Here is a 26828-nt window from a genome sequence, read left to right as displayed (position 1 = left end):
GGGACCGCGAGGGCGTCAGCGGCCGGAACGACGGCGGCCTGGGCGGCGACAGCGTCAGCGGCCTGGGCGGCGACGGTGGCGCCGAGCTGCGCGAGCTGCTGGGTCTCGCCCTGCGGCGCAACCCCAAGCGGGCGCATCTGCTGGTCTCCAACGTGCTCGGCAAGCATGTCCCGCAGCGCCCCGCCATCGTCCACGACGCGGGCGTACGGCTCGGCCGCCGGGTGCGCGAGCTGCTGGGCGACGAGGCGGCGGCGCGCGCGGTGGTGCTCGGGTACGCCGAGACCGCCACCGGCCTCGGCCACAGCGTCGCCGACGGGCTCGCCCTCGCCCCGTACCTCCACTCCACCCGACGCCCGGTTCCGGGCGTCGCCACGGTGGGCGGCTTCGAGGAGGAGCACAGCCACGCCACCTCCCATCTGCTGCTCCCCGAGGACCCCGGGCTCCTGGCCTCGACGGGCCCCCTGGTCCTCGTGGACGACGAGTTCTCCACGGGCCGTACGGTCCTGAACACCATCGCCGCCCTCCACCGCCGCTTCCCCCGTGACCACTATGTGGTGGTGGCGCTGGTGGACATGCGCTCGTCCGAGGACCGCGCCCGCCTGGACGCCTTCGCGGCCGACCTGGGCGCCCGCGTCGACCTGGTCGCCGCCGCGGCCGGAGTGGTGCACCTCCCCGACGACGTCCTGGAACGCGGCGCGAAGCTGGTGGCCGCACACGAGGCAGCCGCCCCGGACCACGAGGTCGCCCCCACCTCCACGGCACCTCCGGCTGGCGCCGCGCCCTCGGCGCCTCTGGTGGGCGCTGCCTCCTCGACACCTCCGGTGGGCGCCGTGCCCTCGGCGCCTCTGGTGGGCGCTGCTTCCACGGCACCTCCGGCTGGCGCCGCGCCCTCGGCGCCTCTGGTGGGCGCTGCCTCCTCGGCACCTCCGGTGGGCGCCGTCTCTGCGGCACCCTCGGCTGGCGCTGCCCCGTCGGCGCCTCCGGTGGGCGCTGCCCCGTCGGCGCCTCTGGTGGGCGCTGCCTCCTCGGCGCCTCCGGTGGGCGCCGTGCCCTCGGCGCCTCTGGTGGGCGCTGCTTCCACGGCACCTCCGGCTGGCGCCGTCTCCTCGGCGCCTCCGGTGGGCGCTGCCTCCTCGGCGCCTCCGGTGGGCGCTGCCTCCTCGGCGCCTCCGGTGGGCGCTGCCTCCTCGGCACCCCCGGCGGGCGCCGCCCCCACGGCACTCCCGGCAGGCGTCGCCCCCGACGCGGGTCCGGCCGTGGTCCGTGTGGATCTCGGCTGGCCCGAAGGGCTCCCGGACGGCGGCCGCCACGGCTTCACCCCCGCCCACCGCGCCCGCCTCGAAGCGGCCCTCCCCGCCATGGCCACCCGCCTCGCGAACGCGCTGGCGCAAGCGCCGGAGCACTCGGCCGCGCCTGTCGACGGTGCCCCGATGTCGCCCAAGGGGCACGCGACACCTGCTCCGGACGGCCTGGCCGACGACGCCCAGGCGGCCCCGGGGGGCCATGCCGTGCCGGACCACCGAGCCACGCCCGCCGGGGACGGGCTCCGGGGCCGGGGCGATGCCCCGGAGGGAGCGACGGGCGGCCGGGGCACGCACCCGGCCGCGCCCGCCGATGGCGCCCCGGCCGCGCCCGCCGATGGCGCCCCGGCCGCGCCCGCCGATGGCGCCCCGGCCGCGCCCGCCGACGGCGCCCCGGCCGCGCCCGCCGATGGCGCCCCGGCCGCGCCCGCCGATGGCGCCCCGGCGGCTCCCGGGGGACACGCCGCGCCAGGCCACCCGACCTCGCCCGCCGACGACCCCGCCGTGGCCCCGCGAAGGACCGTGCCCGCCCCGGTCGGGCCGGGTCAGGTCGATGGTGCCCGCGCCACCGTCCCGACCCGGCCCCGGCCGCCCCGCCGCCGCGTCCTCGTCCTCGGGTTCGAGGAGCTGATGTACGCGCCGCTGCGTATCGCGAAGGCGCTCGACGACGTCCTCGACGGCGTCGAGGACGTCGAGGTGCGGTATTCGACGACCACCCGCTCGCCCGTGCTCGCCGTCGACGATCCCGGGTACGCCATCCGCACCCGGCTGACGTTCCCCGCGCACGACGAGCCCGCCGACGGCCCCGGGCCGCGTTACGCCTACAACGTGGCGCCCGGTGCCGATCCGGGCCGCCGCTTCGACGCCGTCGTCGCCATCGTCGACTCGACCGCCGACACGCCCGCGCTGCACGCCCCCGGCGGGCTGCTCGCCGCGTTGAGCGCGCACACGGACCGACTGGTCCTGGCCGTCGTGCCGGCGTATCGCCCCCAGACCCCACCCACCCCCCGCACCCCCCGCACCGTCCCCGAACGACAGGCCCCGCCCATGCACCAACCGTCGTACGAGCCCCTGCGCGGACCGGACTTCTCGTCCTACGCGCCCGAAGAGGTCGGCTGGCTGCTCCAGGACTTCTCGCACGTCACCCTCGAAGCGCCCACCGAGGAGCGGGAGGAGGCGATCCAGAGCGGGGGCGCGCACTACGCCGAGTCGCTGCCCGTGGAGTACCAGCCGAACGAGCGCTACCAGGCGCTCTTCCGGGCCGCCCTCGACGCCTCCGCCGCCCGGATCGCCCGTGCCGTCGGCGCGGTCACCGAGACCGTGCTCGCCGAGCGCTCCCCGCGTCCCGTCCTCGTCTCGCTCGCCCGCGCCGGCACCCCCGTCGGGGTGCTGATGCGCCGCTGGGCGCACCACGCCCATGGGCTCGACCTCCCCCACTACGCGGTCTCCATCGTGCGCGGCCGCGGTATCGACACCGCCGCGCTGCGCTGGCTGGCGGACCACCACGACCCCGCCGACGTCGTCTTCGTCGACGGCTGGACCGGTAAGGGCGCCATCACCCGCGAGCTGTCGGACGCCCTCGCCCCGTACCCGGACTTCGATCCGCGGATCGCGGTCCTCGCCGACCCCGGCCGCTGTGTGGACACCTACGGCACCCGGGACGACTTCCTCGTCCCCTCCGCATGCCTCAACTCGACCGTCTCCGGGCTGATATCGCGCACGGTGCTCCGCGCCGACCTCGTCGGCCCGAACGACTTCCACGGCGCGAAGTACTACCGCGAACTCGCCGGTTCCGATGTCTCCGGATACTTCCTCGACACCGTCTCGGGCCGCTTCGCGGAGGTCGCCGAGGCCGCCATGGCCGACGCCGGGCAGCTCGCGGCCACCGACCGCAGCCCCACCTGGGAGGGATGGGCCGCGGTGGAGCGGATCAGCCAGGAGTACGGCATCCACGACGTGAACCTCGTCAAGCCGGGCGTCGGCGAGACCACCCGGGTGCTGCTGCGCCGCGTCCCGTGGAAGATCCTCGCCCAGCGCGGCGCGGGCGCCGACCTGGACCATGTGCGGCTGCTCGCCGAGCAGCGCGGAGTGCCGGTCGAGGAGATCGACGGGCTTCCGTACACCTGCGTCGGGCTGATCCACCCGCGCTACACCCGGGGCGCCACCGGGGCCGACGGAAAAGCAGTAACCGCAGCAGGCACCACAGGCACCACAGGCACAGCAGGCACAGCAAACACAGCAGGCACAGCAGACACCACAGACACGGCACACGAGGCGAACACGGCGGGCATCGCCAACAGAGACGAAAGAACGGTGGCCGCGCGATGAGCGTCCTGGTGGCAAGCGATCTCGACCGCACCCTGATCTACTCCGCGGCCGCGCTCGGCCTCGACATGCCGGACGCCCAGGCCCCGCGGCTGCTGTGCGTCGAGACGTACGAGGGCCGACCGCTGTCATACATGACCGAGACCGCCGCCGGGCTGCTCGCCGAGCTGGTCCGCACCTCCGTCTTCGTCCCCGCGACCACCCGCACCGTCGAGCAGTACCGCCGCATCCGCCTCCCCGGCCCCGCCTCCCGCTTCGCGATCTGCGCCAACGGCGGCCAACTGCTGGTGAACGGCGAGCCCGACGCCGACTGGAACCAGCGGGTCCGTACCACCCTCGGCGACCAGTGCGCCCCCCTGGCGGAGGTGCGCGCCCACCTCAGCGCCACCGCCGACCCCGCCTGGCTGCTCAAGGAGCGGGTGGCCGAGGAGCTGTTCGCCTATCTCGTGGTCGAACGGGAGCTGCTGCCCCAGGAGTACGTCAAGGAACTCACGCAGTGGGCCGAGCCGCGCGGCTGGACGGTCTCCCTACAGGGCCGCAAGATCTACGCCGTGCCCAAGCCGCTCACCAAGAGCGCGGCCGTCGCCGAGATCAGGAACCGTACCGGAGCGGACGAGGTGCTCGCCGCGGGCGATTCGCTGCTCGACACCGATCTACTGCTCGCGGCCGACCGCGCCTGGCGCCCCGGCCACGGCGAACTGGCCGACGCCGGCTGGACGGCACCCCAGGTGACCGTGGTCGAGGAGACGGGCGTCGCGGCGGGCGAGGCCATCGTCCGCGCCCTGGGCGAACGCTCCTCCGTCACCTGGGCGCGCGCCCGCAGCCAGGTCATCCGCGCCGTCTCCCGTGGCCGGGACTGATCCGTCACCCCTCCACCCCTCCACCCGCTCCACCCGCCCAGGGCCCCCTTCGGAACCTCTCGCGCTGTCGTGACGCCGGGCTACAGTCACCACAGGCACGACAGTCACCACTTTCGGCGTGTACGACCGCGCCCGGGAAGCCGAGCAGACCGAAGGGGGCCGCGATGGCCGAGAGCAAGAGCACACCGATCACGGCCGAGCTGTACGACTACGTCCTGCGGCACAATCCGCCGCTCGACCCCGTACTGCGCGAGCTGGTCGAGGTCACCCACCGCGACCTGCCCGGGCAGGCCGGGATGCAGTCCGCCGAGGAGCAGGCCCCACTGCTGGCCTTCCTGGTCCGGCTGACCGGCGCCCGCCACATCGTCGAGGTCGGCACCTTCACCGGCTTCTCCGCGCTGGCCATGGCCCAGGCGTTGCCCGCCGACGGCAGGCTGATCGCCTGTGACGTGTCGGAGGAGTGGACGGCGTACGGGCGGAAGGCGTGGGCCAAGGCCGGTGTCGAGGCCCGCATCGACCTGCGGATCGCACCCGCGCTGGACACTCTGCGCGCGATGCCCGCCGAGCCCCATATCGATCTCGCCTATCTCGACGCGGACAAGCCGAACTACATCCCGTACTGGGAGGAGCTGGTCCCGCGGATGAACCCCGGCGGTCTGATCGTCGCGGACAACGTGTTCTACCACGGGTCCGTCACGGCCTCGGCGCCGTCGACCGCGGGCGCCGCGATCCAGGAGTTCAACGATCATGTGGCGGCGGACGTCCGGATGGAGGCGGTCATGCTCACGGTCGCCGACGGCCTGACGCTCGCGCGCCGCCTCGGCTGAGGCGGCGGGGCCGGACCGCGTCACGGAGGCCGGGCCGACCGCGGTCACGGGCGTCGCGGGGCCGGGCCGACCGCGTCAGCGAGAGCGGGGGCGCCGCAGGAACCGGGCCCAGCGGCGGCTCCCGGGCTTGTCCGTGGGCTCGGCGCCGCCGGGCTGATCCAGCTTGCCCCACTTACCGGGCGGCTGACCGCGCCGTTCGCCCGACTCCTCGGCGGGCTCACGGCGCTCAGCGGACTCACGGCCTCCCGCTGCCCCCGCACCGGCCGTAAGGGGCCCGCCACCGGCCGGAAGGGGCCCACCCGGGGCGCCCGGCCCGCCCGGCCCGCCCGGGACTCCAGGCGTGAGCGGAGTGCCCGGCGGGGCGGCCGTGCCGGTCTGCTCGGCGGCGCGCCCGCGCGCGGCGATCAGCTCCCGGGCGTGGACGGCCTCGCGTTCGGCCTGCTCGGGGTGGCGGGTGACCCAGTACGGATTGTCATGCGGCAGCCCGCCGCTGACCCGTCCGTACATGCCGAACCACATCAGCAGCAGCCCCACCACAAAGCTGAACAGCACGTTCGGCATCCGGAACGCCAGGAAGTTGAACGTGGTCTCCAGCACCGCGAGATTGATGAACCCGCTCAGCAGGAAGAGGATCCCGAGCACCAGGTTGAGCGTCGAGGCGAAGTTGCCGCCGATGACCATGCCGACGAACAGCAGCAGCCCGATGACGATGGAGAGCACGCTCAGCGAGCCGTTGGTGTTCAGCCCGGCGACCGTGGCGCCGCCGATGTCGAAGAAGCCGACCTGGTCGATCAGGCCCAGGATGCCGAAGGCGACGAGCACCAGCCCCATGAGCCCGGCGCCGACGCGATAGAACTTGCTCAGCCGGTGATCGACCGGCAGATGCTCATCGAGCGAGGTGTGCGCGCCGATCCGCTCCGGGAAGTGCCGTGCGACTCCGGCGGGATGAGGACCGATGGGGGAGGGGCGGCCCATAGCCATCTCCGGCCTCCTTCTGCTGGCGCCGGACCTCGGCTGCGCGCTGCTCGCACTGCTCGCGCTCTTCGCGGTCGAGGCGGTACCCGCGGACGCCACGCCACCGTCGCGTACGCGACATACGCGCGGCACGGGTACGTACCTCCCAGGATCCGCCCCCGCCCCCGTCGGCTCAACCGCAGCTCAGCACGGGCTCACCCTCAGCCGCAGCAGCCGCCCCCACAGCAGCCGCCACCGCCACCGCCAGCGGACGGCGGCCGGGCCGACGAGACGGAGGAGGAGGACGAGGCACCGGTGACGGCCACGGTGGACAGCAGCTTCACCGTGTCGCCGTGCCCGTCCGGGCAGGACGCGGGAGCGGAGGACTCGGCCATGGGCCGGTTCAGCTCAAAGGTGGTGCCGCAGGCGCGGCAGCGGTACTCGTAGCGAGGCATGGCAGGAGCATAACCACCGCACCGCAGGTCAGCCCCCCGAACGACAGGGCCCCTGGCACACGGGCTCAGTGCCCGCCGCCCCGCTCCTCCCGAATCCCCTGGACGACCCGGGCGGCGGTCTGCCGTACGGCCTCCGTCTCGGAGAGGAAGTGCCACCAGTCCGGGTGCCGCCCCTCCAGCCCCGCGATGGCCCGCTCCAGGCGCTCCACGGCGTCGTCCAGCGGGCGGGCGTGGCGCGGATCGGGCGTGGAGCGCCCGGCCATGGCCAGCCGCTGGGCGTCGCGGATCGCGAACCGGGTGCGCTCGATCTCCTTCTGCTGGTCGAACGACACCTCGTCCAGCCGCCGCAGCCGGTCCCCGGCGGCCGAGACGGCCTCGTCCGTACTGTTCAGCAGCGCCCTTACGGTGGCCAGCAGCGCGGTGGCGTCCGGCCAGCGCTGCTCCTCGCGAGCCGCCTGCGCCTCCTTGAGCTTCTCCTCGGCCTGCGCCACATCCCGCGCCGCCTGCGCGGGGACCGTCTGGAGATCCTGCCAGCAGGCCGCGCTGTAGCGGCGGCGCAGCTCGCTGAGGACGGGCTCGACCCCGGCGGCCCGTGTGGTGATCGCCTGGGCGCGGGTGCGCAGCGACACCAGCCGCTTGTCGATCTCCGCCGACCGCTCCGGCAGCCGCTCGGCCTCCCCGCGCACCGCCTCCGCCCTGCGCAGCACATCGTCGGCACGCCGCAGGGTCTCCTGCACACCGTGCTGCCCGGCCCCCTGGTTGAGCTTGGTCAACTCCGGCGACAGCGCCGCCAGCCGGGCCGCCAGATCGTCCGCCCGCAGCCCCGACGCACGCACCGCGTCCAGCGCGTTACTCGCCGCGAGCAGCGCCTGCCGGGCCCGCTCCACCGCCGGCGCCAGCCGCGCCAGCCGCGTCTCGGCCTGCTCCAGCAGCGGCCCCAGCCCCTGCGCGAACCGGTCCAGATCCGCCTTGGTGCGCTCCAGCGCGTCCTTCGCCCTGGTCAGATCGGTGCGGGCCCGGGAGGCCGTCGCCGAGTCCAGATCGTCCCGATCCAGATCATGCGCGTCCACCGCCGTGATGTAGTCCCGGCTGACCTGGTCGATCCGCTGCCCCAGCGCCGAGAAGTCGGCCGCCGTCCGGCGCGCGGCGGGCGAATCGTCCACGGCGGTGATCGTCTCGATGGAGATCCGCAGATCCCGCTGCGCCGTGTCCAGCTCATAGAACGCCGCCGCGGCGGCGTCCTTGGCCGCCTGCGCCTCGGCCCGCTGACTCTCCCCCCGCCCCCCGAACCACCGCCGCCCCCCGCTCCCACCAGCGAACGAAAACGCCCCCACCACCGCCAGCAACGGCACCGGCAGCAACATCAGCCCGAGTACAGAGGGACGGCGCGAACGACGCCCCCGGGCTCCCGGACGCGCAGACTCCCGCGATGGACGCGCAGACCCTGTAGATGTCGCCGCCACTACCCGCTCCCGATGGATCGCCCAGGTCCGAATGTCATTCTCCCACCCGACACTGACGAGCACAGCGCTCCGTTCGGTTCGCGATCTGCGGACTTCTCTCCCCCGAGCCCCAGATGCAGGCCCCTCCCCGGCCCCTTCACGATTGCGGCACCACCCGGGGGACCCTGTAGGCTGACAGCTCCCCCAGGGCGCATAGCTCAGCGGTAGAGCGCTGCCCTTACAAGGCAGATGTCGGCGGTTCGAACCCGTCTGCGCCCACAGCGATCGACCAGCAACGGAGCCCCGCACCGAGATCGGTACGGGGCTTTCGCGTGGCCGAATGGGAGCACCTGCTCACCGGCTCATCCCGCCCCGCCGTCGAGCAGCCAGTGGTAGCGCAGCCGCAGGGCCCGCTCGGTGCTGGCCGCCACCGTGCAGAGCCCGAGGACGACGTTGCCCCAGGCCGGTAGGTCGATGGGCGAGGTGAAGGTGCCGATGTACTGGGAGAGGCCCTCCGGGGCCCGGGTGATCTGTTCGGCGAGTTGGAGGATCAGCAGTACCAGGCCGATGGCGAGCGCGAGCACCGAGAGGAAGCCGATCCAGCGGCTCAGTGCGGGGTGCGACCGGTCGAGGCGGGCGCGGCGGCCTTCGGCGGAGGCGGGGTCCGGGGTGAGTTGGTGTTCGGCCCGCTCGGCGGTGACGTAGTGGCAGCGCTTGAGCCCGAAGGTGCTCGCCCTTACTTCGACGGTGCCGCCCTGGACGGGGAAGACGGCGGGGACCTTGGACTCGGCGTGATGCCTGCCATCGAGGTAGAGGTGGGCCATGACCTTGCCGGACGACTGATTCTGGTGCCTGACATCGATGGCGTAGACCGTCTGCCGGCCGTCGTCGTTCATCAGCCGGAGGTAGAACAGTGCCCGGGAAAGCATCTGCCACCAGCGGAAACGCTTCAGTGCGCGCCCGTCCCCTGGCTTGACCCGCTGCACCGCCCGGCGATGGCGCAGTTCCTTGAACATGACTCGACCCCCGTTACTCGCTCGGCTCCGCCGCGCAGGCGAGGTCCCGCGCCGGGCGCTGTCCGGTGGTCAGGAAGGCCGTCACCGCGTCGTTCGCGCAGATGTTGGGGCCGAACGGATAGACGCCGTGCCCGCCCTGGTCGGCCGTCACCATCGTGGCCCGCTTCCCGAACGCGTGCCGCAGCTTCCGGGCGCCGGCCAGCGGGGTACCGGGGTCGCGCTCGTTCTGCACCATGAGCACGTTCGACGGGCCCCGGTCGCCGATGCGCACCGGCGGCTCGACCCGCTTGTCCGGCCAGAACGCGCACGGTCCGATACCGGCCGAGGACCCGCCCAGCATGGGGTGCCTCAGCCGGTCGACGGCGACATTCCGCTGGTACTCCCGGACCGTTTCCGGCCAGCGATTGTCGCCGCATATCACCGAGAAACGGGCGGACATGAAGTTCTCCATGTTCGCCAACGGGGGGTTGGGCGGCGTCGGCCGGTCCGTGTCGAGCGCCTGCCAGGTCTTGGCCAGTTGGGGCATGTTCGCATCGCTGTAGAGGGCGTCGAAGGTGATCCCGCGGAACAGGTTCCCGTCGTAGCCCTGGACCGGTTTCGCCTCCAACCGCTTCGCGAGGTCGAAGAATTTCGCGGTCACCTGCCCCGGTGTGGTGCCCAGACCGTACTCGGGGTGCGCGGCCACGAACGCCGCGAAGTCCGGGAACCGGTCCTCCAGCCCACGGGCGAACAACCGCGTGGCCGTGACGTCGTAACCGCCGGGGCCCAGGTTGCTGTCGAGTACGATCCGGTCGCCGCGGCCCGGGAACATCGTCGTGTACACCGCACCGAGGTAGGTGCCGTAGGAGGCGCCGAGGTACGAGAGCTTCCGCTCGCCCAGCGCCGCCCGGATCCGGTCCATGTCGCGCGCGGTGTTCGCGGTGGTGGTGTGCGGCAGCATCCACGCCGTCCGGGAGGTGGCGCACTGCCCGGCGATGGTCCGTGCGTTCCCCGCCTCCCGCGCGACATCGGCCGCGGTGTGCGCGTACGGCGGGAGGTTGCCGCGTTGCTGCTGCTCCGGCGTCAGATCGCAGGTCACCGGCGTGCTGCGGCCGACGCCGCGCGGGTCGAAGCCGATCACGTCGTAGGAGTCCAGCACCTTCCGCGGCAGCCCTGAGGCGGCAAGAACGGCCGGGTAGCCCAGCCCCGTGATGCCGGGGCCGCCTGGACTGGTCAGCAGTACGCCGCGGCGCTGCGACGGTTTCTCGCTCGCCAGCCGGGAGATCGCGATCTCGATCTGCCGACCATCCGGATCCCGGTAGTCCAGGGGGACTTCGAGCGTCGCGCATTCGAGGCGGGATGAGATGGCCTTCTCCAGGTGGGATGAGGCGGCCTTCTCCGAGCACGGGCCCCACCGCACGGTGTCCGGCGTCGCCGCCGCCACCGGCACTCCCGGGATCGCGGTGGCCGCCAGGGAGGTTGCCGCCACCGCGGTGGCGGCGAGGGCGAGGGACAGGGTTCTGCGCATGTGAAGGTCCTCCTGAGGGGTGCATGGGGTGTACGGGGTGCACGGGGTACGCGGGACGCGTGGGGCGCGCTTTACCGGCCCGGCTCAGCTCAGCTCAGCCCAGCCCAGCCCAGCCCAGCCCAGCCCGGCCCGGCTCAGCCCGGCTCAGCCCGGCCCAGTCCGGCCCGGCTCAGCCCGGCCCGGTATCCGGCTTTTGCCCGATATCCGCCCTCTGTCGGGTATGTGCCCAGCTACCGAGCACCATCGCCACGAGCGCGACGCATCCGAGGAGGATCAACTGGCCGGTACGTCCGCCAGGGGTCCAGTTGACGATGCCCCACAGCACCTCGGAGTCCTGGTCGAGCACATCGCGGATCACCGTTTGGGCGGCCAGGGCTGTGATCACCAACCCGATCGCCTCAACGGCCACATAGCCACCCCTGCGCATCGCGTTTCTCCGTCCCCGTCTCGTGTCCGGCTGTCTCGGCACGTGACCGAGTCTGTTCGGGCGGACGCGGCCCGCACATCGGCCCGGCGGCTCGAACCGTCTGCGACCACGGACGAGGTGCCGATTCGACTCTGGTCGAGGTCGCCCCCGCCCCTGGGCTGATTCACCGGCCGTACGGTCTCGCGATAATGAGCAGGTGAACACGGACGTCGCGCCACGGCTCGGGTGGTGGCAGCAGACCTGGCGGCTGGCGGCGGCAGCGGCAGCGGGCATACCGATCTGGCTCTCCACCGGTGTGGTGCTGCGGACACAGACGGGCGAAACCAGCGCGTGGTTCCTCATCGGTGATCCGCTGGTGGCTCTCGGCTGCCTGACGGTGCTGGTGTGGCGGCGGCGGTTTCCGCTCGCCGTCGCCCTGACGGTCGCGATCGCCTCGACCGCGTCGGCACTCGCCTCCGGCGCCGCGTTTCTGGCGCTGGTCTCGATCTCCACGCTTCGCCGTCCGGTGGAGAGCGGAGTCGTCGGGCTGGCCTTCGTGACCGCGTCACAACTCTCCGGCGGGCTCTACCCGGTCCAGCGCTCGGCCCACTCATGGTGGCTCGAACTCACCTTCCCGGCGCTGATCGCGGGCATCGCGGTGGCCGTGGGCATGGCCATCGGCGCGCGCCGTGTCGAACTGCGGTCGTTGCGGGACCGGGCGGAGAGCGCGGAACGGGAGCAGAGCGCGCGGGCGGCGCAGGCACGCGCCCTGGAGCGCAACCGGATCGCCCGCGAGATGCACGATGTGCTCGCGCACCGGATCTCCCTGGTCGCCATGCAGGCCGGAGTGCTGGGTCACCGCGGCGACCTCACCGCCGAGGAGAACCGCGTGCTGGTCCGTGGCATCGCCGACGGCTCCCACCAAGCCCTGGAAGAGCTACGGGATGTCCTCGGTGTGCTCCGGGCCGACCCGGGCCGCCCGGAACCGCCGCAACCCTCCCTCGACCGAATCCCCGACCTGGTGGCCGACGCCCGTACATCGGGACTGGACGTCACGCTCACCACCACCGTGACGGGAGTTCCGTCCGACGTCGTCGGACGAACCTGCTACCGGATCGTCCAAGAAGGCTTGACCAACGCCGCCAAACACGCCCCCGGCGCCTCCGTACGCATCGCCGTCGAAGGAACCGCTGGCGACACACTCAACGTCAGCGTGCACAACTCCCCGGCCACCAGGGCGACCGCGCAGCCACCGGCATCGGGATTCGGCCTGCTCGGTCTCACCGAACGAATCGACCTCGCCGGCGGAAAGCTCAACCACCACCGCACGGCCGACAACGGATATCTCCTCACCGCGCAACTACCCTGGCCGAACCCCACCCACGAAAAGAGAACCTGAGTGGACAGCGAGCGGGAACCGGTGCGTGTCGTCGTCGTCGACGACGAACAACTGGTGCGCATGGCGCTGCGCCTCGTCATCGACGGCGAACCGGATCTGACCGTCGTCGGGGAGGCGGCCGACGGGGACGCGGCGATCGCCATCGTGGACGAGCTGCGGCCGGACGTCGTACTGATGGACGTACGGATGCCCGGCCGCGACGGTCTCAGTACGACGCGGGAACTCCTCACCCGACCGGTGCCGCCGCGGGTGCTCATGCTGACCACCTTCGACTCCGACGATCTCGTGCTCGGCGCACTGCGCGCCGGAGCACTCGGGTTCGTCCTCAAGGACACCCAACCGCCGCAGATCCTCGACGCGGTGCGGACCGTCGCGGACGGCAACCCCGTGCTGTCTCCGGCGGCCACGGCGCGCGTGATCGCCGCGGCCACCGGCCCGCGGTCCACCCACGCGCGCGACTCCTCCCGCGAAGCCGCACGGAAGCAACTGTCCGCCCTGACCGAACGAGAACGCCAAACGGCTCAGGCCATCGCGGACGGACTGGGCAACCCCGAGATCGCCCAGCGGCTGCGCATCAGCGTCGCGACCGTCAAAGCCCACACCAGCAGCCTGTTCGCCAAGCTGGCGGTCGAGAACCGGGTACAGATCGCCCTCCTGGTCCGCGACGCGGAGGAATGACCCTGACCCGCGGACAGCGGGTGGCCGAAGCAGCTCAGGGACCAGCACACGTCTCGGGCGCACTCGTGAGCCGTAGGTCCCAGCCGACCGGACCCTGCCCGTCCTCACGTCGGACCAGGAGCGGGGAATGGACCTCGGGGGCAGGGCGCCCCGCTGCCTCCCACTCGGCGAGCCAGCCGCGCAGGACTGTCAGAGACGGTGAGTCGCGATGGTCAGCGAGGATCATGCCGTCCTGCTGAATCACCGCCACGGTTGCCGGAGTCGAGTGTCCGAGCGCCCACAGGTCCGGCCGTAGGCCGGCCATGGTCAGATACGGGTTGCCCTTGGCCGCGACGAAGGTGCGCCAGGATGGCCAGTGCACTTCGGGCCCACCGTAAGGCTCGGTGTGCGCGTCTTTCAGCAGCCGGTCCAGGGTGGTGCGGGCACCGCTGTTCCGCCAGTTGTCCTTCTCCCGCCAGGCGACGGAGATCCAGGAGGGCGCGGGCACGCGATTCTCCCAGTCCACCCACCGCCCGGGCAGATCGAGATTCCCCTTCGGCGAGGCGGTCGCCTCGATGTATCCGCCGGTGAAGATGGCCTCCACGGTCGGTTGGCCGTCACGGACACAGATTTTGGCGACGACAGTCATGTTGGGCACAGGCAAGACCGGCAGCGGGGCCACCATCAGCCCGCCGTCGACCATCTGGCTCACCCATGCCTCGGGGAGCAGCGGCGGCGTGCACCAGGCCACCATCCGGTCGTACGGGGCCCGGTCCGGGAACCCGGCCGTGCCGTCGGCGGTGTAGCAGCGGATTTTACGCAGGCCCCGCTGATGGTGGATGAGGTTGGCCCAGCGAGTCAGGTAGTGGTCGATGTCGAGGCTGGTCACCTGACCGGTGTGCCCGACGAGCTGGGCGAGGAGGGCGCCGGAGTAGCCGGAGCCGGTGCCGAACTCGGCCACGTTCATGCCTGGGTGGACGTCGAGTGTGGTCAGCTCGCGGTGGATCACCTGGGGATTGGAGCGGTGCGGGGTGGCGCCGCGGCCTTCGTGGTGGGTGTAGTGGCGTTCGGGGACGAGCTCGGCGACATCGGCGATGGTGGTCACGATTCGCTCCTTCGAGGCGACGAGGGCACTTGTTTGCGAACAACTGCTCCGGGCGAGTGGGGGACACGCGGCCTGCGCCCGGGCAGCGGGTCAGATCGTCAGAGCGGTGTGGTGGTGCCACCCAGCGGCGGTGTACTCGCCGACCGGCCCATGGCCGGGCAGCTCGGCCCAGGCGTGGTACTCGACCGGCGGCGGGGAGAACCGCACACCCAGGCACCAGTTCAGCCGGCGGCCGAGTAGCGCGGCTGCCAGGACCGCGCCGAGCGAGGTCTCCATGCACGCGGCCCGCCCCGGCCACAAGCGGCCGACGTGCCTGACCGCCATGACCAGGACGTCGGCTTGGGTGGCAGCCAGGTGTCGGTGGCCGATCCGCCGTGCCCGGCGGACCGCACGCACGGTGAAGCGGAAAGGAAGCCGCAAGAGCAGCAGAGCCAGCGCGAGGCCCGCGGCTGCGGCGCAGCGCTCCAGGAAGGTTCCGATGCGGGTGGTGGAGTACGCCTCCATGCTCGTCATCGCCACCACCCCCACCGGTGGCGACGGCGTGCGGGCTCGGCGACGGCGAGTCCCAGGGCGGTGAGGGCGTGAGCGACGGTGCGGACGTCGTTGGTGGCCTGAGCGGCGCCGATGTCGTAGCGAGTGGCGTACTGCTCGGCCGCCTGGTCCTCGGTGGTGGAGGCCAGCAGAAGCATGACAGCGGCGGCTGCGGTGGGAGTCAGATGAGCCCAGCGGCCGGTGCGCTCGTCGAGGATGGCGCCGCCTTCGTCGGCGAGCACCACATGGGCGCCCTCACGCAGATGCCACATGGCCGACCACCTCCCACCATGAGGCGGCGGTGGTGGTCTCCATCTGACGCAGCCAGACCTCGGCGCTGACGGCGAGGTGCAGGGCGCCCTGGGCGGTCGCCTGTCCGGCTGCCGCGCGCCGCAGCATGCGTTCCACGGGAGGCTGGGTGATCAGTCCGGAGGCAGAGAGGCGGGAGGACGGGCCGAGCAGACAGGCGAGGACCGCCGTGTGCCGGGTGAGTCCTGCGTAGGCGAGCGCGTTGAAGCCGCCCTTGGTCAATCGGGTCAGGACGAAGTCTGGGAGGACACCGGTGTGGGCGAACGCCTCCCCCAGCAGCGGCTTGTATCGGCCTGGCGCGCCGCGCTGCTCGGCGGGGACGGCCAGGCAGGCCCGGATAACTTCGTTGTCCAGGAAGGGGGCGGCGATCTCTATGCCGTGATCAGCGCGGGCGAGTTCGCCTAGGCCGCTGGTGTCTGCCCCGACCCTCGCGAGGTCCTGCCGATCCGTCCACGCAGCCAGGTGCCGGGGTTCCTCGGGCAGTTCGCTGGAGGCGGCATCCAGGGCCTCGGCGAGTTGGTGGCGCACCTCGGGGCTCATCCAGTCAGCGGTGGCCAGCAGCGGTGTCCAGGCGATGGGGCGTTCTGCCTGTGGCACCCAGGCGCGGGGAGCCTGGCGCAGTTCGGTGGCAGTGTTCCGCCAGGCGTCGGCCAGGCCGGTGCGCGAGGCCGGGCGGGCGCGCCGCAGCACAGTCAGTGGGGAGACGCGCCGCAGCCGAGCATGGGCGTGGGCGTGCGCGAGGGCCCGGCGGTGCTGGCGGTCGCGCAGCAGATCGGACAGGTAGGAGGAGGGCGCGGACAGTACGGCGTCCCCAGCCGCTCCGGTGAAGTGCACGGCCGCCGGTTGGTGTTGGGCGACCGCCTCCAGCACGGCCCGTTTGATGCAGGCCGTGACCGCATACGCGTGAGGCGTGTCGGTCAGGGGCAGTGTGGACAGATCGTCCAGGCCGCTGTAGTACACGGTCTTGTCACAGCCAGGCACTGTGTGATGGGTGAGGTCCGGTACCGCAGCCGCGGTGCGCACTGCATAGGCGAGGTCGTCATCCCTCAGCCGGGCATCGGCGAACGTGACTGCGGTGACGGGCCCGCGGCGGGCAGCCAGGCATACCAGCGTTGTGGAGTCCAGCCCGGCCAGGTCCGCACTCACCGCTCGTGTGCCGTCCAGGCGCGTATCGACCGCTTCGCTCAGCGCAGCCCGTACCAGCGGGGCGGCATCGGGAAGGTTCAACGGTTGGTAGTTGGCCGGCTCGTAGCGGACGGTGTTCGCCCCGTCGGGGGTGATCAGCAGCAGGCGGCCGGTCGGTACGCGGCTCACTGCGCGGAACAGGCTCCGTTGCCCCAAGACATCCGGCTGGGCCAGGGCCAGGTGAGCGGCGAGAGCGGTTGGATCGAACGGTGCCCCATCCAGCGCGGCCAGCGCCCCGGCCGATGTTGACCACCACGTTCCTGTGCCCTCTGCCCGCCAGTACACCGGGTGCTGCCCGGCGAGATCGCCGATCACTACCAGGGATTCGCCGCTGCGCGCGATCGTGAGATAGGAGCCGGGCCAGCAGGTCAGCGCGGTCCAGTCCCTCGCCCGCACGGTCCTCAGCGCGTGGTGCAGTTGTTGGCCGTCGGCGCCGCAGTCACCGATGACTGCCAGTGCCAGCGGGCCGGAGCCTGCTGATCGGACGTGGTCGGTGGGCCAGTCAACGGTCCACACTGCGTCCAGGCCCAGTACGGGCTTTCTGTTCCTCGGTAGCCGATCGTGTCGGCCCGCTCCGTACCATCCTGTGCTCCACCGCACCAGCCGCCTGCTCTCGTCGCTATCGCTCTTGCTGGTCGAAACGGAGCGGGCGCCGGGCTGCTGGCGGCCGTGCCCCAACACGGACCTCATCGAAGCCCCGGCGCCCGTTCAGGTCCGGAGCCCGGGGCCGGGCCGCGGTGCACACCCGCCCGGCCCCAGGCAGCCGATGGATCAGGCGTTCTTGTATTGGGTGTCGTCGGCGGTGTCGAAGTTGTTCGTGCCCAACGTCACCTCGACGACGTCACCGGCGTTCAGGACGATCGGAGCGGTGTATACGGGAGCGGTGGACTGTGTGTTCATGATTCCTGCCTCCATGGTGTTCCGTCCCTCGCACCCGGGAATGGGCGCGTTGTGGACGTCGTACCTGGCCATGCGGCCGGGGATGGGGGAGCCGTTTGTTCCCCGACCGCCTGACCCTGACGGCTGGTCAACTCGGAGCGTGACGGCGGCGGTACGGTGTTGGGCAGGCAAAGCGGTATATCGGGTATACGGGGCAGGTACTCATGACCAAGCGGACGCCGAATCACCGGCTGAGGAACCTCGTCGCCGAGTGCGGGCTGACGTACGAGGCCCTGGCCAAGGAAGTGCGCGCAGTGGCCGCCGAGTGCGGGACGGCGTTACGAACCAACAAGTCGACCATCGAGCACTGGGTCAGCGGCGCCGTCCCCGCAGGCGATACCGGCCGCTATCTCGCCGTAGCACTCTCCCGTCGGCTCGGCCGCCTGCTGACCCTTCACGATCTGGGCCTCGGGGCGTACGAAGAGGAGGATGACAGCCTCGGACTGTCCCTCGGCGAGGATCCGCTGGACGCCCTGCTACCGATGTGGAGGCACGAATTGGACCGGCGCCGCTTCCTCAGCACCTCCGCCTACTCGGTCGCCGCCGCCGGTCTGCCGCTGTCGTATGTCCGGGAGATCGCCGACCGCACCTCGGCCGCCCGGGCCGGCCAGACCATCGGCATGGGTGAAGTCGCCGCGGTCCGCGACATGGTGCGACTTTTCTCCGAGATGGACGAACGCCACGGCGGGCAGCACGGCCGCAGCGCCCTGGTCCAGTACCTGCGCGACGATGTCGCCCCGCTGTGCCGAGGCCGGTTCCATAGCGACGAGATTCGTCGGCAGATGCTCTCCGCCGCCGGCCGGGGCGTGCACCTGCTCGGCTGGAAGTCCTATGACGCGGGGCAGCAGGGGCTGGCCCAGCGCTACTACCTTCAGTCCTACGCGCTCGCCGTCGAGTCCGGCATTCCCGGGCACGACGGGTTCGTGATGCGCACGATGGCCATGCAGGGGCTCAAGCTGCACCGGCCCGAGCACTGTCAGGCCCTTGCCGAGACCGGGCTCAACCGGGCCAAGGGCAAGGTGGACGTGCAGACCGAATCCCTCTTCCGCGTGGTGCACGCCCACACCCTGGCCAAGTCCCGGCAGCGGCGAGCGGCCGTCACCGAGGCAGAGCGGGCGCGTACGCTCCTGGCCGCGGACTGCGGGGACGAGGTGCCGTTCTGGGCTCTTGCCTGGGGCCCGCCCGCAGCGTCCGTCTACTCGCGCAATGCGAAGGTTTATGAGACGTTGGGCGATCGGAAGACGGCAGCGGAGCAGTACGCGCGGGCCGCCGCGTCCCGCCCGGAAGGCTATGCGCGAATCGTCGCCCTCGATTTGGTGGCGAGCGCCGAGATGCAACTCAAGAGCGGCGGCATCGAGCAGGCGTGTGCCACCTGGAACAGAGCGATGGACCATATGGACGGGGTGCGGTCCGTCCGCACCCGCAAGGCCGTGAATCGCATGCGCGGCGACCTGGCTCGCTTCCGGGCCCGAGGCGTCCGCTGTGCGGCTGAGCTGGATGAGCGGGCTGTCGAGTTCCTCACCGCGACGTGATCGCCATCAGACCAGCGGCTTATGACCAAGCGTGGACGCCGCCGACAGACTCGTCGAACTCCAGCCGACGCGGAGCACGCCAAGCTCGGCGACCTCGGTGGGCTTGAGCCCCACGGACCCGAGCGGAACCCGTAGGGTTCCCCCATGGTGACTGCGACTGTCCGAGAGTGGAACGACGAGGAAGGCTGGGGCGTGCTCGACTCGCCCGAGACGCCGGGCGGTTGCTTCGGCCACTTCTCCGATGTCCAGGCGACCGGCTTCCGCACCCTGTCGCCCGGACAGCAGGTGGACCTCGAGTGGGAAGCCCCCGGCTTCAAGCAGGACGGGTACGACTACCGCGCGGTGACCATCGTGCCTCGATCCGGCTGACCGCCACACGGCACCGTCGCCCGGGGCGCGATTCGTCCGTCCGGTCGGGGCCGCTTCCCCGTACGCGGGCTGTCCGGGCCGCCGCCGCGGGCCGCGCTTGACTTCGAGCGCACTCGAATTCATAGCGTGCGGCCATGAGCGACAGCACCACACCACAGCACAAGATCGGTTCGGGTTTCGGCCCCCGGAGCACCGCCGACGACGTCCTCGCGGGAATCGACCTCACCGGTCGGCTCGCCCTGGTCACGGGCGGCTACTCGGGTATCGGCATCGAGACCACGCGCGCACTGACGAAGGCCGGCGCCCGTGTCGTGGTCCCGGCCCGCCGGGTCGGCGCGGCGCGGGAGGGCCTGGCCGGGATCGACGGGGTCGAGGTGGACGAGCTGGACCTCGGCGACCTGGACAGCGTGCGCGCCTTCGCCGAGCGGTTCCTCGCCTCGGGCCGGACCCTGGACATCGTCATCGACAGCGCGGGGATCATGGCCTGCCCCGAGACCCGGGTCGGGCCGGGCTGGGAGGCCCAGTTCGCCACCAACCACCTCGGCCACTTCGCCCTCGTCAACCGCCTGTGGCCGGCGATCGAACCGGGCGGCGCCCGCGTCGTCTCGGTCTCCTCCACCGGCCACCATGCCTCCCCCATCCGCTGGGACGACGTCCACTGGCGCGAGGGCTACGACAAGTGGGAGGCGTACGGCCAGGCCAAGACGGCGAACGTGCTGTTCGCCGTGCACCTCGACCGCCTCGGCCGGGAGCGGGGTGTGCGGGCCTTCGCGCTGCACCCCGGTGGCATCCTCACTCCGCTTCAGCGGCATCTGGCGAAGCACGAGATGGTGGAGCGGGGCTGGATCGACGAGGACGGCAACCTGCTCCACCCCGAGGTGTTCAAGACACCGGAGCAGGGTGCGGCCACGCAGGTGTGGGCGGCGACCTCGCCCCAGCTCAACGGCATGGGCGGGGTCTACCTGGACGACTGCGACATCGCCGAGCCCGCCCCGGCGGACGAGTCCCGGGTCGGCGTCAAGGAGTGGGCCACGGACCCGGAGCAGGCCGCTCGCCTGTGGGCACTGTCCGCCGAGCTGACCGGGGTGGACGCGTTCGCCGCCTGAGACCCGAGAGGTGTGTGGTCGGCGAGGCTCGGGCGTGGGTCCGGGCTCGGATGCGGGCGCGGGCGCGGGCTCGGGCGTGGGGGCAGGCGTGGGCGCCGCCCTCGGCGTCACGCCGCTCGATCCGTGAGGATCGCGCCGACCACCACCCCGAAGAGGTGCTCGGCGCGCGCCTCGAGCCCGGGCTGGTCGCCGAGCCAGGCGAGCGACGAGGCCAGGGCGAAGAGGTCGGCGCCGTCGATGTCGGTCCGCGCCACGCCCTCGGCCTGGGCGCGGGTGAGGAGCCGAGTGCCGGCCCCGCGCATCGTGACGCAGGAGGTGTGGAGCGCGGACTCGGGGTCCTCGATCGCCTTCACCATCGCCGTCACCACCCCGCGATAGTTCTTCGTGCACGCGACGAAGTCGCGCAGCCACAACATCACCGCGTCCTGGGGCGAGCTGGTCGTCTCGACATCCGCCGCCCGCGCCGTCAGCTCGTCGAAGCTCGTGCGGAGCAGGGCCTCGAGCAGTGCCTCCCGGGTCGGGAAGTGACGCAACAGCGTCGCCAGCCCGACCCCGGCCCGGCGGGCGATATCGCGCATCGACGCATCGACGCCCTGCTCGGTGATGACGGCGCCGGCGACGGCCAGCAGACGGTCATGGTTGGCCTGGGCATCCGCCCTCATCTGCCCTCCCTTGAATATCCGGATCACTGACCCGTATAGTCGGATCACTGGTCCGGAAAAACGGATCTGTGGTTCACTTAGTTTACCCCTCGGGGAGACGCGGGAGAGAGCTGTGCCCACACAGACCATGAAGGCGATCCGGCTGCATGAGTTCGGCGGCCCCCAGGTGCTGCGTCACGAGGAGGCGCCCGTTCCCGAACCGGGGCCGGGCGAGGTGCTCGTCCGCGTACACGCGGTCGGCATCAACCCTCCTGACTGGTACGCCCGCGAGGGGATGCCCAACGTACCGGCCGAGCTGAAGCCCCCGATGAATCTCCCCCTGATCCCGGGGACGGACGTCTCGGGCGTCGTGGAAGCCGTCGCGCCGGACGTCGCCGACGGCGAGGGTTTCGCGGTCGGGGACGAGGTGTTCGGCCTGCTGCGCTTCCCCACCGCGCTCCAGGCCGGTGCGTACGCCGAGTACGTCACCGCTCCGGCGTCCGACTTCGCCCGCAAGCCGGCCGGCGTCGACCACGCGCACGCCGCCGCCCTGGCCATGTCGGGGTTGACGGCGTGGCAGTTCCTGATCGAGCTCGGGCACGACCACCCCTCGCCGTTCCAGGCGGCCCAGCACCGTCCGATGGCACTCGACAGCGAGAAGACGGTGCTGGTCAACGGCGCCGCCGGTGGCGTGGGGCACCTCGCTCTCCAACTGGCCAAGTGGAAGGGGGCCCGCGTCATCGCCGTGGCCTCCGGCGCCCACGAGACGTTCCTGCGCGAGCTGGGCGCCGACGAGTTCATCAACTACACCAAGGAGCGGCCCGAGGACGTCGTCCGTGACATCGACCTCGTCCTGGACAATGTCGGTGGCCCCGACAGCAGGCGCTTCCTGCGCACCCTCAAGCGCGGTGGGTCCCTCTATCCGGTGTACTTCGGCGAGTTCGACGACGAGGAGAACGCGAGGCTGGGCGTCACGGTCACGGCCGCCCAGGTCCGCTCGAACGGCGCGCAGCTCGCCGAGATCGGGCGCCTGCTCGCGGACGGCACGATCCGCGTGGTGATCGACAGCACCTTCCCGCTCGCGGACGCCCGTGCGGCGCATGAGCGAGCCGCCCGGGGACACCTCCAGGGCAAGATCGTGCTGACCGTCGCATGAGCGCGAAGGCCGCCCCCGGCTCCCGCTACGCCTTCGCCCTGGACCGGCAGCATCTGGAGGCTCTGGGAGCCGTGCTGACCGAGGACGCCTCCAAGCCAACGGCTACAGATACTCGCCGTAGAAGGCCGTCAGGCGTTCAATCGCCTGGTCGACGTAGCGGGGCTCGTCGTACATCTCGTAGTGCCCGGCGCCTTCGACGATGAGCAGATCGATGGGGTTGGGGGCCAGCTTCCACAGCTTCATACCCGCCTCGTACTGGCCGGTGTTCCCCTGGCGCCCCGCGACGATCACCTGGAGCGGTTGGGTGAGCAGTGGGTCGACGAGGTGGAAGGCGTCGTAGCCGAGGAGCAGCGAGTCGCTGCGGCGAAGGCGACGATTGGTCGAGTGCTCGCTGCCGCCTCTTGGTGTTCGGTAGTACGTGATGGCCTGAGTGGTGTCGATGTCGGTGAATCCGGCCGCCGCCGCGTCCTCGAGGGTGTCCGGCAGCCAGTTGACCCGCTCGAGGTCCTGCCCGATGACCTCCCGCGTCCGCGCCGCAGCAAGATCGTCGAGTGCCGCGGCAGGGCCATCGGGAGAGAAGCCGGGCCCGCGCCAGGACTCGCCCATGTTGCCGGCGACGACGGTGGCGATCGCCTTGATGCGGTGATCGGTGCGAGCCGTGTGCACGGCGTAGCCGCCACCGGCGCAGATGCCGAGCGCGCCGATCCGCTGTGGATCGATGCCGGGGATGGTGCTCAGTTCGTCGATCGCGTAGGAGATGTCCTCGCCGCGACGGTAAGGATCCTCGAGGTCGCGCGGCTGTCCACCGCTCTGTCCTTGATGGGCTGGGTCGAAGGTGAGCGCGGCGAAGCCGTTCTCGGCGAGTCGGGACGCGTAGTTCGCGCCGATCTGCTCCTTGACGCTGCTCCCTGGCGTGGCGAGCACGACCGCGGCCTGGGGTTTTGTGGCGTCGAAGCCCTCCGGGAGGTAGAGATCGGCGGCGAGCTCTATGGCGCCGCGAGGGATGGAGATGTGCTGTGGCACGAGGGGTCAGCGCCTTCCGCGTAGAATCCTTCGGAGCTGTTCGGTTTCCAGCTAGTTCCAAACCGAACTAGCTCAAGTCCGTACCGTACCTCAAGGAATCCCATGCCGACGGATGACGCCGCTGAGCTGTGGAAGTTGAATCAACGACTTCTGACCAGGGTCATGAACGCCGCCGCCCCGCAGCTCGAAGAGCTGGGCCTCGAGACGAAGGAGTTCTTCGTCCTCGACGAGGTGGACGCATGCAAGTACCCGGCCGAGCTCACCCGGAAGCTGATGCTCCCGAAGGCGAGCGTCACGACGTACCTGCGGAACCTCGTCGACCGCGGGCTGGTGCGCAGAGAGATCGACGAGAGCGACTTGCGCCGCCATCGCCTCATGACCACTCCGGAGGGGCGGCGAGTGCGCGCCAAGGCTCTCGAGGCTCTTGCCTCGGAGTTCTCCACGATGATGGCGCGGCTCGACGAACGGGATCAGTCCGAACTGCGTCGGATGCTGCTGAGGCTTCTCGAGACCGAATAGGCAAAACGCGTCGGGTCCGCTCGTCGAGGGCGCGCCGGAGGTGCGGGCCGCCGACGCGATGTCGGCCTGGCGAACTGGCCTACGGGGCGACTCCCGTGCCGCCGCACCGATTGCACGGCACGGCGTAGAGCGCCCCGTCGGCCGCGACGAACACGGTGGCCGCGAGCCGTCGCGGGCGCTGAGCCGTACCCCGTCGCCGTCGGTGGCCCGCCCAGCATCCGCAGGCGTCATCCGGGAGTTCGTCGGGCGCCTGGAACTGGCCCGCGAATCGCACGATCTCGACCGCCCGAGGGTTTACCCATTGTGACACGGTGGTCACCTCCTGCTGTCGAGAGTACGGACGGTGTGTGCGGGTGTCAGCGCTTTCCGCCGGGTCGCCAAGCGGTCGCGACGAGTCTTCTGGGCGGGGTTCCGGCCCGGAGGAGCCGTAGCGGGCGCGGAAGCCTGGGTGCCGGATTTGGTTTCAAGTGAAACCGTATCGAACGGATGAATGACTGTAATGTGGCCTCATGACCACCGATGTTTCGCCCCAGCCCACCGCCTCGCGTGCGACCGGTCGCGCCGGGGATGCCTCGCCGTTCGCTCTCGGGTTGCTGTTGCGCCGGGCGCACTGGCGGGCGGCTGCCGTGATGGCGGAGGCGCTTCGGCCGCTCGGCATCGAGTTGCGGCATTTCGCCGTGCTGATCGTGCTGGTCGACTCCGGGCCCACGGTGCAGCGGGATCTGGCGGCGGCGACGGGGTCGGACAAGGCGGGGATCATGCGGGTCGTGGACGACCTGGAGCGTAAGGGGCTGGTCGTACGGAAGGCCGTTCCGGGGGATCGGCGGGTGCGGGCGGTGGAGATCACGCCTCAGGGTGCGGAGCTTTTCGACGCGGCCCATGTGGCGGCGGAGCCGCTGGCCGAGCGGCTGGTCGCCGAGCTGGGGGACGGTGAGCCCGAGCAGTTGATGGATCTGCTGAACCGGTTCGCCTATCCGGCGGAGGAAGGCGCGTAGGTGCGTCTGTGTGACGGTTGCCCCGCGTGGGCGCGGTTCGCCGTCGCCCGGCGGGGCTGTCCTCGCGCCTCTGTTCTTGCGCGCGGGGGGCGAGGACGCCGCGTGACCGCCTGGGGCTCGGCGTCACGCGGCGCCCAACGTCCGGCACGGCACGCTACGCGGCGAGCCGCTTCGCGAGGTCCATGGCCTTGGCGGTCGCGTCCTCGAAGGCGCGCTCTCGGGATGCCTCGTAGAGGGGGATCAGGTCGGACATGGCCGGGTTGCGGGGGGCCATGGTGAGCTCCGGGACGATGAAGTCGAGGTCCAGGCCGAGGGTGCGCTTGAGGACGGCCTCCAGGTAGTTCTGCACATAGTCGAAGCCCTCGCGCGGGGTGCCCGGTCCGTAGGAGCCGCCACGGCTGGCGACGACGACGACCGGCGTGCCCTCGGCGGAGGGGGACTCGCCCGCGGTGCGGCCGAGCAGGAGCACGTTGTCCAGCCATGCCTTGAGGGTCGAGGGGATCGAGAAGTTGTGCATGGGGGCGCCGATCAGGACGGCGTCCGCCTGCTCCAGCTCCTCCATGAGCTTCTCGCGCGCGGCGAACGCCGTGGACTGCTCCGGGGTGCGCTCGGACGGGGCGGTGTAACCGGCTGACCAGGCGGCGGCGGTCATGTACGGGACGGGATTGGCGGCGAGGTCGCGGTAGAGCACCGTGCCCTCCGGGTGCTGCTCCTCCCATGCCTTGCGGAAGGCGGCCGTGACCGAACGGGACGAGGACGCCTCGCCCGGAAGCACGGACGAGTCGATGTGCAGCAGCGTGACCATGAACTTTCTCCAAGAGTGACGCCCGAGGCGGGGAGCCCGGGGCAGGACTGGGCATTGGCGCTCGACGATAGTCAAATGCGAGATAGTATTGAATGATACTGTCGTGAGTGTAACGGAGAGCGTCCCGTTGCGGCGGGTTGGGCAGAGGGGAGATGGGCGATCTTGGACGTCTACGAGGCGGTCACGAGCCGACGGGCAGTGCGTGGGTTCACCGACCAGCCCGTCCCGAGAGAGGTGCTGGAGCGGGTGCTGTCCGCGGCGGCCTGGGCGCCGTCCGGATCGAACATTCAGCCATGGAACATCTACGTGGTGACCGGTGGGCCGCTCGCCGAGCTCAAAAAGCGGGCCGGTGAGCGTCTGGATGCGGGCGAGCCCTGGGACGAGGCGGAGTACGAGCAGTACCCGCCCGAGTTGAAGTCCCCGTACGGCGAGCGCCGATCCGCCTTCGGCAAGCAGCGCTACGGGGAACTCGGCGTCGCGCGCGAGGACCTCGAGGCGCGCCAGCGGGCCGCCTCCGCGAACTGGCGGTGTTTCGGCGCGCCCGCCGCACTGTTCTGCTATATCGACCGCGGCCTGGGCCCGGCCCAGTGGTCCGACGTCGGTATGTATCTTCAGACCGTCATGCTGCTGCTGCGCGCCGAGGGGCTGCACAGTTGCCCGCAGATGGCATGGGCGAAGTTCCACAAGAGCGTCGCGGAGATCGTTTCGCCGCCGGATGAGCTGATGCTCTTCTGCGGCATGTCGATCGGGTACGAGGACGTCTCGCAGGGTGGTGGTCGTACGGGGCGGGCGCCACTCGATGAGACGGTCAGGTTCATCGACGGTTGCTGAGGGGCCTCAGCCCCCGAGGGGTCCTCGGGCGGGGGCCTCAGGTGTTCCCGGGGTCCGAGGGACCGCCGTGCGGCCCCGCCCTACGGTGTCGTCAGCCACGCGCTGACGCGCGTCATCGCCGAGGGGCCCGACGTATCGGCCACGTCCTGCGCCAGATCGGCGATCGAGACGGCGCGCAGCGCCGCTCGCCAGGCCGCGTCCGCCCCGGACATCGCGCGGGCGATCGGGCACGGTGTGGTGCAGGACTCGGCGGGGGTCGCCAGCGGGCCCCGTTGGCGGATCTCCGTGCAGGTGAACGCCGCGGCGGGGCCGTCGACCGCTTCGACCACATCGAGCACCGTGATCGACGCGGGCTCCCGGGTGAGTGTGTAGCCACCCGCCTTGCCCTGGACCGAGCGCACCAGCCCGGCCCGGGAGAGCGCCTGTAGCTGTTTGGCCAGGTAGCTGGCCGAGACATCGTGGAACTCCGCCAGCTTGGTCGCGGGGACGGGCTCCTCGACGGACGTGAGCACGACGCAGCAGTGCAGGGCCCACTCGACTCCGCCGGACATCTTCACGCGACCACTGTAATCAGCCCGTCTACTCGGACAACTTGTGTCCGCGTATTGTCTCGGACAAGATGTGTCCGAGTTT

At 71.4% G+C, this 26828-nt stretch carries 27 protein-coding genes and 1 tRNA gene; 13 read left to right on the top strand and 15 right to left on the bottom strand.

The window, feature by feature from the left end; all coding sequences use genetic code 11:
* The first annotated feature begins 38 nt into the window (after positions 1–38).
* The 3 genes from ACK1X7_RS16260 to ACK1X7_RS16250 all read left to right on the top strand — a co-directional run bounded on the left by ACK1X7_RS16260 (position 39) and on the right by ACK1X7_RS16250 (position 5313).
* Entirely contained in the window at positions 39–3629 is a 3591-nt protein-coding gene (locus ACK1X7_RS16260) for a phosphoribosyltransferase domain-containing protein (protein WP_413116881.1), read from the top strand.
* Positions 3626–4486, top strand: a complete 861-nt coding sequence (locus ACK1X7_RS16255) for an HAD family hydrolase (protein ID WP_385144019.1) — start codon at positions 3626–3628, stop codon at positions 4484–4486. Before ACK1X7_RS16260 ends, ACK1X7_RS16255 begins: the two co-directional genes overlap by 4 nt.
* A 164-nt stretch (positions 4487–4650) precedes the next feature.
* Complete coding sequence (locus tag ACK1X7_RS16250) at positions 4651–5313, top strand: O-methyltransferase (RefSeq protein WP_385144017.1); 663 nt, start codon at positions 4651–4653, stop codon at positions 5311–5313.
* A 75-nt stretch (positions 5314–5388) separates the two neighbouring features.
* Here the strand turns inward: ACK1X7_RS16250 and ACK1X7_RS16245 are convergent, their stop codons facing one another.
* The 3 genes from ACK1X7_RS16245 to ACK1X7_RS16235 all read right to left on the bottom strand — a co-directional run bounded on the left by ACK1X7_RS16245 (position 5389) and on the right by ACK1X7_RS16235 (position 8086).
* Positions 5389–6294 (bottom strand): DUF4383 domain-containing protein, encoded by a 906-nt coding sequence (locus tag ACK1X7_RS16245; protein WP_413115239.1) that lies wholly within the window; start codon positions 6292–6294, stop codon positions 5389–5391.
* 194 nt (positions 6295–6488) lie between these two features.
* On the bottom strand, positions 6489–6722 hold the full coding sequence (locus tag ACK1X7_RS16240; protein WP_385144013.1) for an FmdB family zinc ribbon protein: 234 nt from the start codon (positions 6720–6722) through the stop codon (positions 6489–6491).
* 65 nt (positions 6723–6787) lie between these two features.
* The gene (locus ACK1X7_RS16235; RefSeq protein WP_383138647.1) at positions 6788–8086 is read right to left on the bottom strand and encodes a hypothetical protein; all 1299 of its coding nucleotides are present in this window, start codon (positions 8084–8086) and stop codon (positions 6788–6790) included.
* A gap of 285 nt (positions 8087–8371) precedes the next feature.
* On the opposite strand from ACK1X7_RS16235, the gene ACK1X7_RS16230 reads away from it, so the two are divergent.
* Positions 8372–8443: transfer RNA gene (locus ACK1X7_RS16230), tRNA-Val, on the top strand.
* 83 nt (positions 8444–8526) lie between these two features.
* On the opposite strand, the gene ACK1X7_RS16225 is transcribed toward ACK1X7_RS16230, so the two are convergent.
* From ACK1X7_RS16225 to ACK1X7_RS16215, 3 genes are all read right to left on the bottom strand, one after another.
* Positions 8527–9180, bottom strand: coding sequence for a hypothetical protein (locus tag ACK1X7_RS16225; RefSeq protein WP_390794793.1), 654 nt, complete (start codon positions 9178–9180; stop codon positions 8527–8529).
* Positions 9181–9193: 13 nt separating this feature from the next.
* On the bottom strand, positions 9194–10687 hold the full coding sequence (locus ACK1X7_RS16220) for an alpha/beta hydrolase (protein ID WP_390794794.1): 1494 nt from the start codon (positions 10685–10687) through the stop codon (positions 9194–9196).
* Positions 10688–10856: 169 nt separating this feature from the next.
* Entirely contained in the window at positions 10857–11096 is a 240-nt protein-coding gene (locus ACK1X7_RS16215; RefSeq protein WP_390794795.1) for a hypothetical protein, read from the bottom strand.
* Between the two features lie 214 nt (positions 11097–11310).
* Between ACK1X7_RS16215 and ACK1X7_RS16210 the strand changes: the two genes are divergently transcribed.
* Both ACK1X7_RS16210 and ACK1X7_RS16205 read left to right on the top strand, forming a co-directional pair.
* Positions 11311–12492 carry a sensor histidine kinase gene (locus tag ACK1X7_RS16210; protein WP_385144005.1) on the top strand — a complete coding sequence of 394 codons (1182 nt, stop codon included), beginning with the start codon at positions 11311–11313 and terminating at the stop codon, positions 12490–12492.
* Positions 12493–13170, top strand: coding sequence for a response regulator transcription factor (locus ACK1X7_RS16205; RefSeq protein WP_361501836.1), 678 nt, complete (start codon positions 12493–12495; stop codon positions 13168–13170).
* A 34-nt stretch (positions 13171–13204) separates the two neighbouring features.
* Here the strand turns inward: ACK1X7_RS16205 and ACK1X7_RS16200 are convergent, their stop codons facing one another.
* From ACK1X7_RS16200 to ACK1X7_RS16180, 5 genes are all read right to left on the bottom strand, one after another.
* Positions 13205–14254, bottom strand: a complete 1050-nt coding sequence (locus ACK1X7_RS16200) for a protein-L-isoaspartate O-methyltransferase family protein (protein WP_413115238.1) — start codon at positions 14252–14254, stop codon at positions 13205–13207.
* Positions 14255–14344: 90 nt separating this feature from the next.
* A complete protein-coding gene (locus ACK1X7_RS16195) occupies positions 14345–14767 on the bottom strand; it encodes a lasso peptide biosynthesis B2 protein (protein ID WP_385144003.1) in 423 nt (140 codons plus the stop codon).
* Positions 14764–15057, bottom strand: a complete 294-nt coding sequence (locus ACK1X7_RS16190) for a PqqD family peptide modification chaperone (protein WP_413115237.1) — start codon at positions 15055–15057, stop codon at positions 14764–14766. Before ACK1X7_RS16190 ends, ACK1X7_RS16195 begins: the two co-directional genes overlap by 4 nt.
* The gene (locus ACK1X7_RS16185; RefSeq protein ID WP_413115236.1) at positions 15041–16969 is read right to left on the bottom strand and encodes an albusnodin/ikarugamycin family macrolactam cyclase; all 1929 of its coding nucleotides are present in this window, start codon (positions 16967–16969) and stop codon (positions 15041–15043) included. Before ACK1X7_RS16185 ends, ACK1X7_RS16190 begins: the two co-directional genes overlap by 17 nt.
* An 81-nt stretch (positions 16970–17050) precedes the next feature.
* Positions 17051–17179, bottom strand: a complete 129-nt coding sequence (locus ACK1X7_RS16180; protein WP_383138661.1) for a lasso RiPP family leader peptide-containing protein — start codon at positions 17177–17179, stop codon at positions 17051–17053.
* Between the two features lie 203 nt (positions 17180–17382).
* Between ACK1X7_RS16180 and ACK1X7_RS16175 the strand changes: the two genes are divergently transcribed.
* The 3 genes from ACK1X7_RS16175 (at position 17383) to ACK1X7_RS16165 (ending at position 20225) form a co-directional block, all read left to right on the top strand.
* Positions 17383–18750: a hypothetical protein gene (locus tag ACK1X7_RS16175; RefSeq protein ID WP_385143998.1), complete on the top strand. Its 1368-nt coding sequence runs from the start codon at positions 17383–17385 to the stop codon at positions 18748–18750.
* 144 nt (positions 18751–18894) lie between these two features.
* Complete coding sequence (locus ACK1X7_RS16170) at positions 18895–19119, top strand: cold-shock protein (RefSeq protein WP_385143996.1); 225 nt, start codon at positions 18895–18897, stop codon at positions 19117–19119.
* Positions 19120–19253: 134 nt separating this feature from the next.
* Positions 19254–20225, top strand: a complete 972-nt coding sequence (locus tag ACK1X7_RS16165; RefSeq protein ID WP_413115235.1) for an SDR family NAD(P)-dependent oxidoreductase — start codon at positions 19254–19256, stop codon at positions 20223–20225.
* Positions 20226–20332: 107 nt separating this feature from the next.
* Here ACK1X7_RS16165 and ACK1X7_RS16160 read toward each other — a convergent pair whose 3' ends face one another.
* Positions 20333–20887: a TetR/AcrR family transcriptional regulator gene (locus ACK1X7_RS16160; RefSeq protein WP_398160171.1), complete on the bottom strand. Its 555-nt coding sequence runs from the start codon at positions 20885–20887 to the stop codon at positions 20333–20335.
* A 112-nt stretch (positions 20888–20999) separates the two neighbouring features.
* Here ACK1X7_RS16160 and ACK1X7_RS16155 point away from each other — a divergent pair, with 112 nt between their 5' ends.
* Positions 21000–22022, top strand: coding sequence for an NADP-dependent oxidoreductase (locus ACK1X7_RS16155; protein WP_413115234.1), 1023 nt, complete (start codon positions 21000–21002; stop codon positions 22020–22022).
* 102 nt (positions 22023–22124) lie between these two features.
* Here the strand turns inward: ACK1X7_RS16155 and ACK1X7_RS16150 are convergent, their stop codons facing one another.
* Positions 22125–23045 carry an alpha/beta hydrolase gene (locus ACK1X7_RS16150; protein ID WP_385143988.1) on the bottom strand — a complete coding sequence of 307 codons (921 nt, stop codon included), beginning with the start codon at positions 23043–23045 and terminating at the stop codon, positions 22125–22127.
* A gap of 102 nt (positions 23046–23147) precedes the next feature.
* Here ACK1X7_RS16150 and ACK1X7_RS16145 point away from each other — a divergent pair, with 102 nt between their 5' ends.
* The gene (locus tag ACK1X7_RS16145; RefSeq protein ID WP_385110723.1) at positions 23148–23564 is read left to right on the top strand and encodes a MarR family winged helix-turn-helix transcriptional regulator; all 417 of its coding nucleotides are present in this window, start codon (positions 23148–23150) and stop codon (positions 23562–23564) included.
* A 509-nt stretch (positions 23565–24073) separates the two neighbouring features.
* Positions 24074–24559, top strand: coding sequence for a MarR family winged helix-turn-helix transcriptional regulator (locus ACK1X7_RS16140; protein WP_413115233.1), 486 nt, complete (start codon positions 24074–24076; stop codon positions 24557–24559).
* Positions 24560–24713: 154 nt separating this feature from the next.
* On the opposite strand, the gene ACK1X7_RS16135 is transcribed toward ACK1X7_RS16140, so the two are convergent.
* On the bottom strand, positions 24714–25364 hold the full coding sequence (locus tag ACK1X7_RS16135) for an FMN-dependent NADH-azoreductase (RefSeq protein ID WP_413115232.1): 651 nt from the start codon (positions 25362–25364) through the stop codon (positions 24714–24716).
* A gap of 162 nt (positions 25365–25526) precedes the next feature.
* Here ACK1X7_RS16135 and ACK1X7_RS16130 point away from each other — a divergent pair, with 162 nt between their 5' ends.
* Positions 25527–26195, top strand: coding sequence for a nitroreductase (locus ACK1X7_RS16130; RefSeq protein ID WP_390794805.1), 669 nt, complete (start codon positions 25527–25529; stop codon positions 26193–26195).
* An 80-nt stretch (positions 26196–26275) separates the two neighbouring features.
* Here the strand turns inward: ACK1X7_RS16130 and ACK1X7_RS16125 are convergent, their stop codons facing one another.
* Positions 26276–26746, bottom strand: a complete 471-nt coding sequence (locus tag ACK1X7_RS16125; RefSeq protein ID WP_385144025.1) for an RrF2 family transcriptional regulator — start codon at positions 26744–26746, stop codon at positions 26276–26278.
* Positions 26747–26828: the final 82 nt, after the last annotated feature.

Source organism: Streptomyces sp. CY-1 (assembly GCF_047218265.1).
GTDB classification, from domain to species: Bacteria; Actinomycetota; Actinomycetes; order Streptomycetales; family Streptomycetaceae; genus Streptomyces; species Streptomyces niphimycinicus.
The sequence above is the reverse complement of the archived record's forward strand: the minus strand, read 5'-3'. Positions and strand labels throughout refer to the sequence as shown.